Below are 14,786 nucleotides of genomic sequence, written 5' to 3'. Positions count from 1 at the left end.
CCCCCCCCCCCCCCCCCCCCCCCCCCCCCCCCCCCCCCCCCCCCCCCCCCCCCCCCCCCCCCCCCCCCCCCCCCCCCCCTCGCGCGCCGCTCGTCCGGCGCCGGGCGTGTCAGTTCAATACGCCGGTGCCGAGCAGTCCGAAGAGGAGCACACCGATGATGATGCGGTAGATCACGAACGAGTTGAGCGAGTGGCTGGCCACGAACTTCATCAGCCATGCGATGGACGCGTACGCGACCAGGAACGACACGAGCGTCCCGACGGCCAGTGGCGCCGCGCCCACTCCGGTCCCGAGCGCGTCCTTCAGCTCGTAGATCCCGGCGCCGGTGAGCGCGGGGATGCCGAGGAAGAAGGACACCTTGGTGGCGGCGACCCGGTCGAGGTCGAGGACGAGGGCGGTGGACATGGTGGCGCCGGAGCGGGAGAAGCCGGGGAAGAGGAGGGCGAGGATCTGTGAACAGCCCACCAGCATCGCGTCTTTGAAGGATGTGTCGTCCTCGCCGCGCTTGTGGCGGCCCATCTGGTCGGCGGCCCACATCACGCCGCTGCCGACGATCAGGGAGCCGGCCACCACCCACAGGGAGGCGAGGGGCCCGTCGATCAGTGGTTTGGCCGCGAGCCCGACCACCACGATGGGGACGGTCGCGGCGATCACCCACCACGCGAACTTGTAGTCGTGATGGTAGCGCTCCTCCTTGTTGACCAGGCCGCGCCCCCACGCCGCGACGATCCGCACGAGGTCCTTGAAGAAGTACAGGATGCAGGCGACGATCGCGCCGACCTGGATGACCGCGGAGAAGCCGACCACCGACGCGTTCTCGACGGGGATGTTCATCAACCCCTCCGCGATCTTCAGATGCCCGGTGGAGGAAACGGGAAGGAACTCGGTCAGGCCCTCTACCGCTCCGAGGACGACTGACTGCCCGATGTTGATCGCGCTCATGGAATCCACTTCTGGAGGGTGCGTGCGGACGTGCCGCCGCACTCCGAACGATACCGGCGGGGGAAGTCATCATGCCGTAAGCCACCTGCCGCGCGCCCCTCCGGGTCGCCCCCGCCCGGACGCCACGCCTCCGGCGCACCCGGGCACGCCCCCGGCCGCCGGGGCGTCCCCCGCCGCGTGGCAGCGCGGCCTGGGGCCGGGTAGCTGTGCCGCCCGTTGCAGCGGCGCGTCGCGGGCGACCGCCCGGGGGCCGGGGGGCCCCCCCCCCCCGGGGGGCGCCCCCCCCCCCGGCCGTGGCCTGCTCGGCAGGTATCAGGTCATGCACCAGCCGGAGTCGCATGCCCCGTCCCCCTCGTCGGCTTCGCCTTCCCCCGGGCTCTCATCGGGGATGGCTTGGGTCAGCGGGATCCCGTACCGCGTGAGATAGACGTCATCCCGGCCGAGCGCCGCCCGTCGGCGGTTGATCGTCTTTTCTAGCCGGACCGACTGTGCGAACAATTCGGGCTCGTGGCGACGCTGGTGACGCCAGGCGTCGACGGTACGGAAGGGGCAGAAGAAGCAGGAGCTCTTGGGCGGTACGGGCAGGCTGGCCTCGGCGATGATGCGCTCGCAGTCGTCCCGGCGCAGCCCGAGGTCGAGGAGGGGGTACTCGATGACCTCGTGGGCTTCCCTCCGCCGGCGGTTGGCGCGATGGATTTCGTCGAGCGAAATGCCGATGCCGACCGCCGCCGGTGCCTTCGCGGTGGCGCCATGCTCCCGAAGCCACCGCCCAACCACCTTGATCTTGAAGTCTGCGGTGCAGTTGCGGCGGCCAGGCGCACCGTTGGCCATACGGACTGGGATGGGGATCGACCGGGTGTCTGGCCGGTTCAGCCGCTGCATGAGCGTTTCCGTGGCCCCGTCACGGCGGCGTCGCTTGAGCTCGTGGATGTGCAGTCCCGCACGCTCGGCATACGGGATGGCGATCTCGCGAACGTACGCGAGGGTCGCCGGGTGCTCGCTGTCGTCCCCGACATTGGCGAAGAGGAAGGTGGAGAAGTCGATCTCGCGCTGTGCGGCCAGCACCAGCAGGGCGGTCGATTGGACTCCGCCTCCGTACGAGATGACCCTCATCGGGTACTCGCTTGACTGGTGAGCGGCCAGGTCGAGGACGGCCCGTGGGCCCGCGTTCGTCGGGTTGTCGTGGTGGGTTCCGGGGGTGCGTGACAAGATCGGCATGTGAGAGACAATATGGATGCGTCTCCGGGTTATCAAGTGTTTCTCTCGCAGCTGTCGGCGAACACTGCTCCGCTGGGCGGCGTAGTGTTTTGGGGATGCGTCCCAGTCAGGTAGGGGGAGGCCGACTAAGATTGCGGCTCGATGACTACAGAGTGTCCCTCCGCCAGGACTGCTGCCAGGAACTCGGCCGCGGCTACTTGGTCGGCACCAGTGAATGTTCGTGCTGCGGGCGGGGCCTTGTGCGGCGGCTGGGAGAGCGGCTCTCTTTGCCTGCGCCCACGTGGTTTCTGCGGGGCGCGGTGACCTGAACGCAGCAGCTCGACCTCGGACGAGAGGATGGCGCGCTGCCGCTGTTGCGCATCATCCACGATGGTCTCCAGGAGCCAGAGCGGGGACCCGGAGAGGGTCAGGTCAGCCTCTGCGATCTGTCGTCGGTTACGCCACCGGGAGATCGCCTGTGCGTCCCGCGCGAGGATGCGGGCGACCTCCTGAATGCCGAGAATGATGGGCAGGTCCTCCTTGTCCTGCACCTCGTAGCCGCAGGGGACGCTGGCCTTGTAGGAGGTCAGCTGGTCTTGCGCCACGTGGCGGTCGCCGACACCGTTGAGCCGCATTACCGTCGCGAGCAGCCAGTATGGGTTGCCGGACGCGACCAGGTCAGGTGCGGCAAGGGCGCCCTCCGTCCGCCATTTCTGCGATGTCTGGCGCTCCACTTGATAGAGGGAGGCGATTTCGGCATGGCCCAGCAGGAACGGGATGCGCACCTGTGCCATGAGGGGGCCTTCCCATCACCTTCGTCTCCGTGGGGTGGCGATGAGCAGGGGAGTCTCTCCGCCGCTCTACGCCGTGCACGCAGATCTTAGGTGTGTTCCCGTCCTGGCCGCAGCTCCCACGAGCCCACCTCGGTGTAATAGCGGCCGAAGTGCTGCAGCCAGGCCGCGAGGGTCTCCGTCGTCCTCCGCGCCTGGTCTTCCGGGTCTCCTGTCCGTTTTACGATGGCTTTCTGGAGCTCGATGTTGCTGAGGCGCTCGCCGATGAGCAGCTTGTGAAGTTCTGGGATGGCGTGCAGCCGAGCTTCGACCGCCGTGTTGAAGTCGTGCTCCGCCAAACCTGCCGGGACATCGAGCATGGCAAGGTCCTGGATCATGCCGGCCTCAACCGGGGAGGTGAATCGTGTTCGCCCGCTGTAGAGCGCGAACACGTTCTCCGGGCGCCTCGTCTCCGGGTACCAAAGGGGGGCGGGTTCACCCTCGGCCGGAGGCGGGATGCGTTCCTCCTTCAGAAGTTCTGCCTGCTTCCGGACAAGGGCGGCCACCAAGGGTGTGGCCGCCGTCGAGCGGGACTCGATCAAGTTGAGAACGCGCAGCACTTCGGGATGCGTGACGGGAGCATCTAGCAAGAGCTCCACGTTGGCGTTGGGGACTCGGCCGGTGGCCTTGCCGGTCAGGTTTGCGGATCCGACCAGGCATCGGTCGTCGGCGACATAGATCTTGGCATGCAGCGACGGGCAGAGAGCGATCTGCACGCGTTCGTCCCGCTCCGCCGCCTCGATGATCTCGGGGTCGGAGACTCCGGCGGCTACTTCCGCCGGCGTCCAGCGCGTGACGCATTCGATCTTCTCCACCGAGGTCGGCACCGAGGCGAGGGTCTCCTCGAAGACGGCCTTCTTGATGAAGGGCGCCACGAGGATCACTCGCGTGGTGGCGCCCTTCATCAGGTCGGCTATCTGCTGCCAGACGTGGTCCGGCTGCGTCACTCGTCATCGCTCCCGTCTTCGATGAAGTCGCGGGCGTAGCGGCCCCAGTCGCGCCGGGCGTCCGAAATCCTGGCGCGGTCCCGCTTGTTGGGAATCTCGTCCTCCATGCGGGCCCAGGAGAAGACGAGGAGTTTGAAGGTGTCGGAGGCGCGGGCGAGGCGTTGGCGGAGTTCGGTCTCGCTCGCGTCTTCGGGCACGTCTTCAAGGACGGTCATCAGCTCGCTGTGCAGCGGGTGTTCGGTGTTGAAGATCACCTGCAGCATGCCGGCCATGAGGTCGATGTTGAAGAACGCCGTGGAGTCCTGCGGGCTGGAGATCCAGCGGACACGCCAGTCTTTCTCCAGCGCCTCGTCGACCATGGACTGGGCGGTGTTCTCGTCGAGGTGGTGCCGCTCGGTGAGCGCCGCGAACTGCTCCTGGCGCTTGTCGTTCTCGGTGGCCTCCTCTGCCAGGCGATCGGTCGTTCCCGTGTGACCGTCCTCCTGCCGGCGCTTCACCGCGTCCGTGGCCTTGGACGTGACGACGTCGTCGTGGCGCTTCTTGCCTCCCCGGTTGCCCAGTGTGTGCTGCTTCAACTTCCGCCGCATTTTGGGCAGGAGGTTCTTCTCCAGGTAGAGCGCGAGATCGATCAGGGGCAGGCGCGGGTCGCCGAATTCGGCGATGCGGTCCTTGAACGCCTTGGGCGTCTCGTCCCCCTCGGCCTCGGCCGTCCAGTCGAAGTGAGCGAGAGACGAGAAGACCGTGGCGGTCTGTTTGTTGTTCGTGACGCCGAAGATGTCGTCGAGCTCCGGGGGGAATTCCACTTCGATGCCCCACCAGCGTTCGACGGGGTCGTACCCGATGGCCCACTTCGAATCGAGATCGAGTTCGCGCCCCTGCCGGACCAGGGAAATCCCGATGTTCCGTCGAGCATGCTGGCCCCACGGGTGGAAACCGGCGTCGCGGTTGGGGTTCGCGTTGTCGGGCCACGGGTGGCCTTCGACGTCGGCGCGGCGGGCCTCGGGCCGGGCGATGGATGCCCGCACCTTCACGTTGTGCTTCGTTCCGTCGACCGTGATCGGGAAGTAGGCGACCCCGGGCTCCTTCTCGTTGCCCATGTCGAAGGGCTCGAACATGGGCTTGTTTCCGAACGGGGGCGGCGTCCCCGTTGAGTCCATGAGGTACAGGGGGTCGTTGGGCTCGGCGAAGTATGCCCCGTTGTCTCCTTCGAGGACCTTTCCTTCGCGGACCGGCGCCATTTTGATCTCCACCCTGCCGTCGTGGAGGTAGTGCCGGTACACACGGCCGATCAGCTCGGCAGTGTTCCGCAGGGTAGCGCCGGCGCCGTGCCATTTGACCCGGTCAAGGTCCGACCAGACCACGAGGGTGCCGGTGGTGCCCAGCGGTGCCTCGCTGAGGTCGCTCCAGTACTCCGGCACGGGGCGGTGTACGGGAGTGGGGACGTCGTCGAGTCCGCCGTTGATCTCCTCAAGATCGAGGTAGGTGTACATGGCGTTCGGGGACCCATTGGTCCAGGACCAGACCTCGACCTTGGTGCACTGGGACATACTGGAGTTGGGCAGGCCCATGCCGAAGCGCCCGATGCGGTTGCGGTCGCCCCCGAGGCCGTCGCCGTACTTCAGGGCACGCCGCAGGAGTTCGGCATCCATGCCCTTCCCGTTGTCGAGGACAGCTATGGCGTCCACCCGGTGCCTCGTCTGGGTGGCGCCCTGCACCGGACTCTCACAGGCGAAGACCTGAACCATTGCGGCTGCCGCGTCGATGCTGTTGTCGATCAGCTCGGCGAGCGCGTAGGCGGTGTTCTTGTAGCCACTGTCGCGCATGGCCTTGACGGTCAGCGAAGGGCTGACGATCCGGTATTTGCTTCCCTCGCCGGTCACGCGGTCTCCCATACGTCTTCCCAGTTGGTGAATGCCTCGGCCACGTCTCCGAACCCGGGCAGCTCTGGGTCGACGACGGTGACGATCTCGCAGGTGGCGGTTCCGCCGGCCTTGGGACCGCGGATGACCCGGCCGACCATCTGGCTGTACAGGACCAGCGACTTGGTCGGTCGGGCGATGATGGCAGCACTGGCTGCCGGGGCATCGAAGCCTGTAGTCAGGACCCCGAAGTTGCACAGAATCATGGGGCGTCGGCCGGCGCCCTTGAAGCGTCTGATGGCGTCGTTCCGGTGCCGAGGAGAGGACTCTCCGGTCACGAAGTCGGCATCGAGGCCGAGCGCCGACAGGACGGCGGCGATCAGGCGGCAATGGTCAACGGAGGCCGCGAATACCAGGATCCTGCGGTGCTGGCGTTCGAGTAGCTCCAGCACGGTCTGGACGACCTTGAGGTTCCACTGCTCGTCGCTGGCCAGCGACGCGATGATGTCCGATGGGATGTCGAAGGACTTCGCGAGCAGCTGCTGATCGCGCGCGGACAGATGCAGGCCGGCTTCGGAGGCGACGGTCTTCATGATGGGCTTGGCCAGGTAGCCCTGTTCGATGAGGGCGGTTACCGGGTTGCTGTATCCGTCGATCTGCAGCATGACCTTCTGGCGGGCGAAGAAGTCCGACAGTCGCTCATCTTGCGTGACGTCCGCCCAGGTCCGGCCGGGGGTGGCCGTCAGGCCCAGCAAGCTGGCATCGGGGCGGATGGTGAGGGCGTCCACCACTCGCTGGTAGGTCGGCGCGATGATCTGATGGGCCTCGTCGAAGACTGTGAGAGTGCTGCGCGATGCGAGTTTGCGGAGAAGCTCCGGATCGCTCTTGTCCGCGGAGACGGCCTTCTCCAGCCCCAGGATGACAAGGCCGTCCGTCAGCGCCTCCACATCGGTGGGCGCCTCACCCCACATCCGAACGACTGCAATCGGACGGTCGCCGAGCTTGGACCACGCGCGCTCGAACTCCGCAGACGCCTGCTCCAGCAGTTCCTGCCCACGCGCCAGCCAGACCGCGAGCGTGGGCTCGTGCTGTCGCAGATGGTCAGCGATCAGGTTCATTCCGGTGCGGGTCTTGCCCACGCCTGTCGGCAGGTGAAGGACTACCCGCCGCGGCCCGTCGTACAGCAACTCCTTCACGCGTGCGGCTGCGCGCCGTTGGTGGGGGAACAACCCGTACTCGGGTCCGGAGTCTTGTCGAAAGAGCGGGGGCAGCGCAGGTGCCCTGTCGACGCTGAAGCCGAAGAACTCCAGCAGCTCCCGCTGTTGTTCACTCGTCCACTTCAGACCGTTCAGGTAGACCAGGGCATCGGTGGCGGCGCCGTCCGCCCCAAGACGTTGGGCAAGTTCTTTCTGCTTGTCGGCGGGCAGGAGGCGCAGCAGCTCCTCGCGGTCCGTCGGATTGGACACGAGCTTCTCGGCGTCCACCGCCACGGCAGCGACTGCTCGGAGCCGCTCATCGCCGGCGCTTCCGCCGTCGATGAGGTCGAGCAGAGCGCACATGTGCTTGCCGAGCCGCTCGCGGATGTACGGCATGGGAGCGCTGCCCAGCACGGCTTGGAAGGACAGGCCGGGCGACCACGCTGTCATCGATTCACCACCCCTGCAGAACAGGGGAGATTTCCCCCAATGTCCGAATGGCCGTCAACTTCCGAAGCACCTACCTCAGTTCTGTGCATGCAGAGCTGCCCGCAACTCTGAGTCGCCTCCGGGTTACAGTGCCCGATTACCATAAACCCACGCACTGACACTCGGATCTCAGCGATTGATATCCGCAGCTCAGGGGCGCTGATGAGGTGCGGAAGGGCCCTAGAGGATCCCGTGCCGCGTCTGCGCCGATGCCCTTTCCCGATATCGGGTGCAGGTACCCAAGCAATAGGGAACATTAGTTCGATTTACAGTTTTGCGCTCCGGACCGAGTGTCGGTTTCGCGGACTGATCGATCTCGATCGCGTCGATCGCGACTCACTCCTGGTGCCGCCCCCGGTGCACGCGTTCGGGTTCCACCAGGAGTAGATTGTGTGCGGTGCTGAGCGAGACGAGGTGGGGCATGAGGGATGAGTCTGATGGGCCGGTTTCGGCCTATCTCGACTACAACGCGACGGCGCCGATCCGGCCCGAGGCGTTGGCGGCGGTTATGGACGCCTTGCAGGCCGTCGGTAACGCGTCGAGCGTGCATCACCCCGGCCGGGACGCCGCCCATCGCGTAGAGGTCGCCCGTCGGCAGCTTGCTGAACTGCTGAACTGCTCACCCGGGGAGATCATCTTCACGTCGGGGGCAACTGAAGCGAACAATCTCGCGCTGCGCGCGGCTCATCGCCGCAGTGCCCGGATTGTGACGGGTAGTGCAGAGCACCCTGCCGTGCTGGAGACAGCCCGGGATCTGGCCCAAAACGAGCCGGGATCGCTGACCGTCTTGCCGATGCGGGCGGACGGCCTGGTGGAAACCGTGGCCCTGGAGGAAGCGCTCGGCCGGGGCGACGTCGGTCTCGTCTCCCTGATGGCAGCCAATAATGAAACCGGGGTTCTCGCCGACCTCACGCCGGTCGTCAAGGCGGCGCATGCCGCAGGCGCGCTGGTCCACACGGACGCCACACAGATGATCGGGCGGCTGCCCCTGGACCTTTCCGAAGTGGACGTCGATCTTCTGTCCCTGTCGGCCCACAAGTTCGGCGGCCCCCAAGGCGTTGGCGCACTCTTCGTGCGACGCGGTACTCCGCTGCCGTTCAGGCCGCTGATCACCGGTGGCGGGCAGGAGAAGGGATGGAGGGCCGGTACCCTCAACGTGCCCGGGATCGCCGGTGCCGGAGCTGCCGCTGCGGCCGTCAGCCGTGACCTTGCCGACGACGTCGCCCGCGTGACCCAACTGCGCGATCAGCTCGAACACACGGTGACCGCGGCTGTGGACGGTTGCCGTATCAACGGGCAACAAGCCCCCCGCCTGCCCGGTGTGGCGAGCATCACCTTTGAGGGTGCCCCGGCTGACGCAGTCATGGCCGCCATGCCGCGCATAGCCGCATCCGACGGAAGCGCCTGCGCCTCGGGAGCCCCAACTCCCAGCCATGTCCTGCTCGCTATGGGGCTGAGCCGGGAGGAAGCAGAGTGCACTGTGCGCTTCTCGCTTGGCTACGCCACAACCGAGGAAGAGATCGCCGCAGCCGCTGAGGCGGTAGTGCATGCGGTCCACCAGGTGCGCGCCGCCATGGCAGCGACAGCCGGCGCGGCTGCTCACTGACTTCAGCATTTCCCTTTATCTCTTCGTGCTCTGAGAGGCCCCTCGTATGGCAGACAGCAGGCTCGCGGAAGCCGCACACTCCAGCTTCGCGCGCCACGAGACCTTCGCCCCCCGCTTCGGCTGGCTGCATAAGGCGTACATGCAGGTCAAGGAGAATCCGGCAGCTTTCCTCGCTGAAGATGCCCCGGTCCTGCTCGGCGTGGGTAAGAACATGGTCCATGCCATGCGGTACTGGTCAAAGGCGTTCAAACTCACCCGTGAGCACGCCGACCCGTCGGGTAAGACGAAGGCCCAGTACGCATCCCCTACTTGGGAAGCTCGATGGCTGCTCGACGAGCATGGCGCCGATCCCTACCTTGAGGAACCCGGCAGCCTGTGGCTGTTGCACTGGTGGCTCGTGTCGTCGCGGCCGGGCGCCAAATGCTGGGCCCCCGCGTGGTACACGGCGTTTCATCTTGCTCCGTTTTCTCGCTTCACCGTCGCGGACATGACGCAGGTCGTAACGCGGCATGTCAACTTCTCCTTCGCTGATGGACCGGTTGAGGCGTCGATCACCCGGGATGTCGAGTGCCTGACCAAGATGTATGCGCGCACGCCTGTCGAACAGAGCGGTTCCCGAGCCACCTATGAAGACCTCTTGGCCTGCCCTTTCCGTGAGCTGGACTTGCTGACCTCCGTAGGCACCCGGGGCAAGCAGGAGTGGCAGTTCACCACTGGCACGCGCACCTCTCTCCCGGCCCACGTCCTGGTCTATGCGTGCCTCGACTACGCCGCCCGCGACACCCAGGGTCCAGGCTCCATCTCCCTGGCGCGGCTTGCCAACGAGCCCGGAGCGCCCGGCCGGGCCTTCCGGGTCCGCGAGCCTGAGATCGTCGCCGCCCTCGACAAGGTCGCCATGGGGCGCCCGGAACTCAACAGGGTGGACGCCGTCGGCCAGCGGACCATGTCCTTCTCCAGCGATCCGATGGGGCTCGCCTGGGACATCCTCGACGAGCAGTACGACCACATCACCCGGCGCCCCGGCTTTCCCACCCGGGGCGAATGGAGTGCGCAATACCCGCAGTTGGCCGAAGCGGAGAAGGCAGAGCAGGCCGAAGCAGCGAAGGCTGAACGCAAGCCCCAGGACCATCAGCAGCTCACGACTCAGGAGATCGCGTGACCACCGCAGCCCCCACGCGGACCTCCCGCACCCCGCAGGACGAGGCAACCCCTCAGTTCCCGGCCGGTATCGAATTGGTCGGCTCCCAGATGCGCTCGACCAACCTCGAACGCGACGTCGAGGACGAACTGCACGGCCCGTATGTCGGCGCGAAGGCAGTCGACGTGCTCGAGCGCATCGCCAACGCTGTCGGTGACCTGCGACGCCCCCGCGCCTGGTCCTTCACCGGACCCTACGGATCCGGGAAGTCCACGCTGGCTAACCTGATCGATGCGCTTCTCGGCCGCGATGAGGACCGTCGCAACGAGGCTCACCGGATCCTTGCGGACACCAGCTCAGCCCTCGCCGAGCGCCTCGCCACGGCTCGGGCTGAGCGGACGGGAACCGGATTCCTCGGTGCGGTGGCCACCGCGCGGCGTGAACCGCTGGTCGCCACCGTAACCCGTGCGCTGGACACTGCGGCAAAGCGCCGCTGGGGCAAGCGCATCCCGAAGAACGTCGTCGCAGCACTCGCGGCCTGCGAAGACCCGACGACGACCGGGCCGAAGACGAAGCAGGTCATGGCCGCGATCAAGGCCCTGACCGACAATCAGCAGCCTCTCTTGCTGATCATCGACGAGTTCGGCAAGACCCTGGAGCACCTTGCCGGACACAACGAATTCTCCGGCGCCGAGAACGATCTCTTCCTCCTGCAGGAGCTCGCCGAGCACAGCGCCGGGCCCAACGGCCTGCCCGTCTTCCTGGTCACCCTGCAGCACCTGTCGTTCATGGACTACGCATCACGTTCCAGTGAGCTCAAGATCCGCGAATGGGCAAAGATCCAGGGCCGCTTCGAAGACGTTACCTTCGTCCCGCACCACGGCGACTCCCTGCAGCTCCTGCGCCGGCGCCTGAACCACGCCGCCGTCGACGCAGCGGGCCAGGACCTCATCCGCGCCTCGGCCCAGGCATCAGCCCTCGCGTGGAAGAACCACGGCCTGAACATCCTTACCGAGCTGGCCAGCGACGACTTCGCCAACCTGTACCCGCTGCACCCTCTGACGGCGATCGCTGCGCCGATCCTGGCGGCGCAAATCGGCCAGCACGACCGCAGCCTGTCGGGCTTCCTCAACAGCGGAGAGCCCAACACCGTCCGCGACTCGCTGGCCGAACATTCCCGGCCGGACGCCGAACGTGCCAGCACGGTGCAGCTGCCACAGCTGTACGACTACTTCCTCAACTCCGGCCGGACCTCTCTGCTCGCGGCCTCTAACGCCGGCCGCTGGATCGAAGTCGACGCGCGCATCAAGGAAGCCAACGGACTGCCCGACGCCGACCAGGCGCTGCTGAAGACCATCGGCGTTCTGAACCTCATCGACGCCGACGGCGCGCTCAGCGCCACCAGCGAGATGATTCACCTCGCGCTCCACGACCCCACCGACCTGACGGACGCAGGCGCCTTCGCCGGCCTTGAGGAGCAGCTCGCCGACCTCGTCCGCCGCGGCTTCCTCGTCCACCGGGAATTCAGCGGTGAGTACCGTGTCTGGCAGGGCACAGACTTCGACATCGACGCCCGCCTGAAGGAGATCATCAGTCACCTCGACGATGCCTCCATCGTCCAGCGCCTGGGCGCACACCTCCCCAGCGCCGTGGTCGCCGGCCGCCACAGCCAGGTCACCGGGATGATGCGGGTGTTCCTCACCGCCGTCAGCGGCCCAGAGACCCGCGAAATCCACGCGCCGGACGAGCTGAAGGACCCGGCCGACGGCCTCCTCGTCTTCCACCTCGGCCCCCGGGACCAGCTGCCCACCGTCAACTCGACGCTGCCGGTCGTTCTCGGAACAACCACGCACCCCGACGTGGTACTCAACTCCGCCACGCACCTCATCGCTCTGAAAGAGCTGCTCGAAGACAAGGAACTCGATCACGTCGCCCGGCGCGAGGTCACCGACCGAGCCGTCCAGGCGGAGGCCGAGCTGCGGGAGGTCATCCAGACGGCCTTCTACCCTCCGACCCAGGAGGCCACCTGGGACCTGTGGAACGCCGGCCTGGCCCCTGAGGCGTCCCCCGGCAGCTCGGGCTTGCCAGCCCGCAGCCTCAGCGGCCTCGTCTCCCTCGCCTGCGGAAGTGTCTTCCCGCAGACCCCGCACATTCGCAACGAGATGCTCGGACGGCACTCACTCACCAGCAACGCCGCCCGTGCCCGAAGCGATGTGCTGGACGCGATGCTCACCCGCTCCGGCGAGCAATACCTGGGCTTCGACGCGACGGCCGGAAGATACGGTCCGGAGCGAGCCATCTACAGCGGCGCGCTGGCCTACCTCGGCCTGCACCGGGCAAACGGCACAATCCAGGCAGAGAATTCCCCCAACAGCCTGCTGCCGTACGGGTTCTCCGCTCCAGGCGAGGGCCACGAGCATGCCCAGCCCGTCTGGGAGGCGCTGCAAGAGGCGCTGGACGCAGCAACCCGGCGTACCAGCCTCGACCACATTATCCGGGTCCTGATGAGCCCGCCCTACGGGGTGAAGGCCGGTGTCTGGCCACTGCTAGTCGTCACCGCCCTGGTGATCCGCCGACACGACGTCGCCCTCTTCGAAGAGGGCTCCTACCTGCCCCGGCTGACGCCGGACGTTGTCGACCGCATCCTCGCCGCCCCTGCCCGTTTCGACGTGAAATACACGCCGGTCGGACAGGGACAGCGCGCCAGCGTGATCAAGAAGCTCCTGGTGTCTCTAAAGGTCGAACCACCACGCTCACAGGCACTGCGTAACCCAGATCTGCTGTCCGTAGCCAGGGCGTCACTCGAACGCGTCATGGTTTTGAACAGCTACGCTCGCAAGACCAAGCGCATCTCTCCGGATGCACTCGCCGTGCGCAACGCCCTGGCAAACTCCCAGGATCCGGACGACCTGCTCTTCCGGGCTCTGCCCAAGGCGCTGGGTCTCGCCCCCATCGAAGCCGGCACCCGCGCCAACGCGGCAGCCGCCACGGAGTACGCCGATAGGCTGACCGCAGCGGCAGACGAGATCACCGGCATCGAACGCACGCTGCGGGAAGAAGTGGTCGAGGTTCTCGCCGAAGAGTTCCGTCTGCCCACGACTCTTCCCGAGCTGCGGTCGACACTGGCCGCGCGGCTGAGCGGCTTCGCCACGGTGTCACTGAACCCGGAGCTGCGGGGCTTCGTCGACTTCGTGCTCAGCGAGAGCCTCGCTGACGAGGACTGGCTCGACCCGATCGTCGTCCGCCTCACCAACAAGGCACTCGGAGACTGGGATGACCGAGACGCAGGCATGTTCCCTCGCCTTGCACGCGAGATGTCCGCATCCCTCGACCGCGTCGCCCACCTTTACCAGGACAGCAGCGAGACCCGCGAGCAGGAAGTAAATCTGGAGACGCGGCTGTTGACCTTGACGGACAAGACAGGAGCGGAACGACGGACGCTGATCTACGTGCCAGAACAGTCCCGAGGCCAGGCTGACCAGCTCGCGGCCGACGTGCTGCAGCAGGCTGAGCAGGCCCTCGGACCCGACGGTGCACGGATCCTGCTCGCTGCACTCGCACAACGTGTTGCCGACGGGCCATCTGTCACAGCAACTGAAACGAAGGAGGGGGCATGACGGATCCAGTCACCCAGGAGAAGGTTCGCCACGTCCTGGGCATCTCAGGCGGCAAGGACTCGTCGGCGCTTGCCATCTACATGCGCGATCGCGTGCCGGAGATGGAGTACTTCTTCTGCGACACCGGCGCTGAACTCCCAGAGACGTACGAGTACCTCAACCGCCTGGAAGCGGCCCTCGGCAAGCCCATCGAGCGACTCAACGCCGACCGCGACTTCGATCACTGGATGGAGGTTTACCAAGGCACCCTGCCTAGCCCGCAGATGCGCTGGTGCACCAAAAATCTGAAGATCAAGCCACTGGAGGAGTGGGTCGGAGACGACAAGGTCATCTCATACGTCGCCATCCGGGCCGACGAGAACCGCCTCGGCTACGTCAGCACCAAGCCGAACATCGATGCCGTCTTCCCGTTCCGCGAGGATGGCATCGACAAGGACGGCGTGATGCGCATCCTCGACGAGGCCGGCATTGGCCTCCCCGGCTACTACGAGTGGCGCACACGTTCTGGCTGCTACTTCTGCTTCTTCCAGCGCAAGCACGAGTGGGTCGGCCTCAAGGAACGCCATCCCGACCTGTACGACAAGGCCGTCGAGTATGAGGAGAAGGTCCGGTACCGGCACACCGCCATGAAGGGCCGCAACTACACCTGGTCCCAGGGCGAGTCGCTTCCGGAGCTGATAGAGCGCAAGGACGAGATCGAGGCCAAGCACCAGGCCGCCCTTGACCGTGCGGCCAAGCGCATCAAGCCCAACCGACCCCTCCTGGAAGTGCTCTCGGATGCGTTGGACTCTGACGACGACGAGGCAGGCTGCTCCGTCTGCCATCTCTGACGTAGGCCGAAGCCCTCGCTCAACTACGTGGGGCCCCGGGGCCGCCGCGCCCCCCCCCGGCCCCCGGCCCCGTCGGGCGAGCGGGGGCCCAGAACCACACCCCCCGCGCCCCCCGCCCCCCGAACCGGCGGGGG

At 66.6% G+C, this 14,786-nt stretch carries 10 protein-coding genes; 4 read left to right on the top strand and 6 right to left on the bottom strand.

What is annotated here, in order from left to right; genetic code table 11:
• Positions 1 to 109: 109 nt before the first annotated feature.
• From LCE31_RS16715 to LCE31_RS16690, 6 genes are all read right to left on the bottom strand, one after another.
• Positions 110 to 943 (bottom strand): undecaprenyl-diphosphate phosphatase, encoded by an 834-nt coding sequence (locus tag LCE31_RS16715; RefSeq protein ID WP_225015070.1) that lies wholly within the window; start codon positions 941 to 943, stop codon positions 110 to 112.
• Positions 944 to 1,255: 312 nt separating this feature from the next.
• Positions 1,256 to 2,056 (bottom strand): phosphoadenosine phosphosulfate reductase, encoded by an 801-nt coding sequence (locus tag LCE31_RS16710; protein ID WP_374118484.1) that lies wholly within the window; start codon positions 2,054 to 2,056, stop codon positions 1,256 to 1,258.
• Positions 2,057 to 2,286: 230 nt separating this feature from the next.
• Positions 2,287 to 2,934: a hypothetical protein gene (locus LCE31_RS16705; protein ID WP_225015068.1), complete on the bottom strand. Its 648-nt coding sequence runs from the start codon at positions 2,932 to 2,934 to the stop codon at positions 2,287 to 2,289.
• An 86-nt stretch (positions 2,935 to 3,020) separates the two neighbouring features.
• Entirely contained in the window at positions 3,021 to 3,917 is an 897-nt protein-coding gene (locus LCE31_RS16700; RefSeq protein ID WP_225015067.1) for a phospholipase D family protein, read from the bottom strand.
• Positions 3,914 to 5,797 (bottom strand): ATP-binding protein, encoded by a 1,884-nt coding sequence (locus tag LCE31_RS16695; RefSeq protein ID WP_225015066.1) that lies wholly within the window; start codon positions 5,795 to 5,797, stop codon positions 3,914 to 3,916. The genes LCE31_RS16700 and LCE31_RS16695 overlap by 4 nt, the downstream gene beginning before the upstream one ends.
• Positions 5,794 to 7,422, bottom strand: coding sequence for a DEAD/DEAH box helicase (locus LCE31_RS16690; RefSeq protein WP_225015065.1), 1,629 nt, complete (start codon positions 7,420 to 7,422; stop codon positions 5,794 to 5,796). Before LCE31_RS16690 ends, LCE31_RS16695 begins: the two co-directional genes overlap by 4 nt.
• 436 nt (positions 7,423 to 7,858) lie before the next feature.
• Between LCE31_RS16690 and LCE31_RS16685 the strand changes: the two genes are divergently transcribed.
• From LCE31_RS16685 to LCE31_RS16670, 4 genes are read left to right on the top strand one after another with little or no spacing between them, the layout of a single operon-like run.
• Positions 7,859 to 9,067, top strand: coding sequence for a cysteine desulfurase family protein (locus tag LCE31_RS16685; protein WP_225015064.1), 1,209 nt, complete (start codon positions 7,859 to 7,861; stop codon positions 9,065 to 9,067).
• Positions 9,068 to 9,113: 46 nt separating this feature from the next.
• Entirely contained in the window at positions 9,114 to 10,226 is a 1,113-nt protein-coding gene (locus tag LCE31_RS16680) for a DUF4007 family protein (protein ID WP_225015063.1), read from the top strand.
• Positions 10,223 to 13,822 carry a KAP family NTPase gene (locus LCE31_RS16675; RefSeq protein ID WP_225015062.1) on the top strand — a complete coding sequence of 1,200 codons (3,600 nt, stop codon included), beginning with the start codon at positions 10,223 to 10,225 and terminating at the stop codon, positions 13,820 to 13,822. The genes LCE31_RS16680 and LCE31_RS16675 overlap by 4 nt, the downstream gene beginning before the upstream one ends.
• Positions 13,819 to 14,652: a phosphoadenosine phosphosulfate reductase family protein gene (locus LCE31_RS16670; protein WP_225015061.1), complete on the top strand. Its 834-nt coding sequence runs from the start codon at positions 13,819 to 13,821 to the stop codon at positions 14,650 to 14,652. The genes LCE31_RS16675 and LCE31_RS16670 overlap by 4 nt, the downstream gene beginning before the upstream one ends.
• Positions 14,653 to 14,786 lie beyond the last annotated feature (134 nt).

This window comes from Streptomyces sp. 8L (genome assembly GCF_020176795.1).
In the GTDB taxonomy this organism is placed as follows: domain Bacteria; phylum Actinomycetota; class Actinomycetes; order Streptomycetales; family Streptomycetaceae; genus Streptomyces.
This window is presented reverse-complemented; position numbering and strand designations above follow the sequence as displayed.

Excerpts from the sequence above, each read along its gene's own strand:
- LCE31_RS16715 (WP_225015070.1), bottom strand. The coding sequence starts at position 943 with ATGAGCGCGATCAACATCGGGCAGTCAGTCGTCCTCGGAGCGGTAGAG.
- LCE31_RS16710 (WP_374118484.1), bottom strand. The coding sequence starts at position 2,056 with ATGAGGGTCATCTCGTACGGAGGCGGAGTCCAATCGACCGCCCTGCTG.
- LCE31_RS16705 (WP_225015068.1), bottom strand. The coding sequence starts at position 2,934 with ATGGCACAGGTGCGCATCCCGTTCCTGCTGGGCCATGCCGAAATCGCC.
- LCE31_RS16690 (WP_225015065.1), bottom strand. The coding sequence starts at position 7,422 with ATGACAGCGTGGTCGCCCGGCCTGTCCTTCCAAGCCGTGCTGGGCAGC.
- LCE31_RS16680 (WP_225015063.1), top strand. The coding sequence starts at position 9,114 with ATGGCAGACAGCAGGCTCGCGGAAGCCGCACACTCCAGCTTCGCGCGC.
- LCE31_RS16670 (WP_225015061.1), top strand. The coding sequence starts at position 13,819 with ATGACGGATCCAGTCACCCAGGAGAAGGTTCGCCACGTCCTGGGCATC.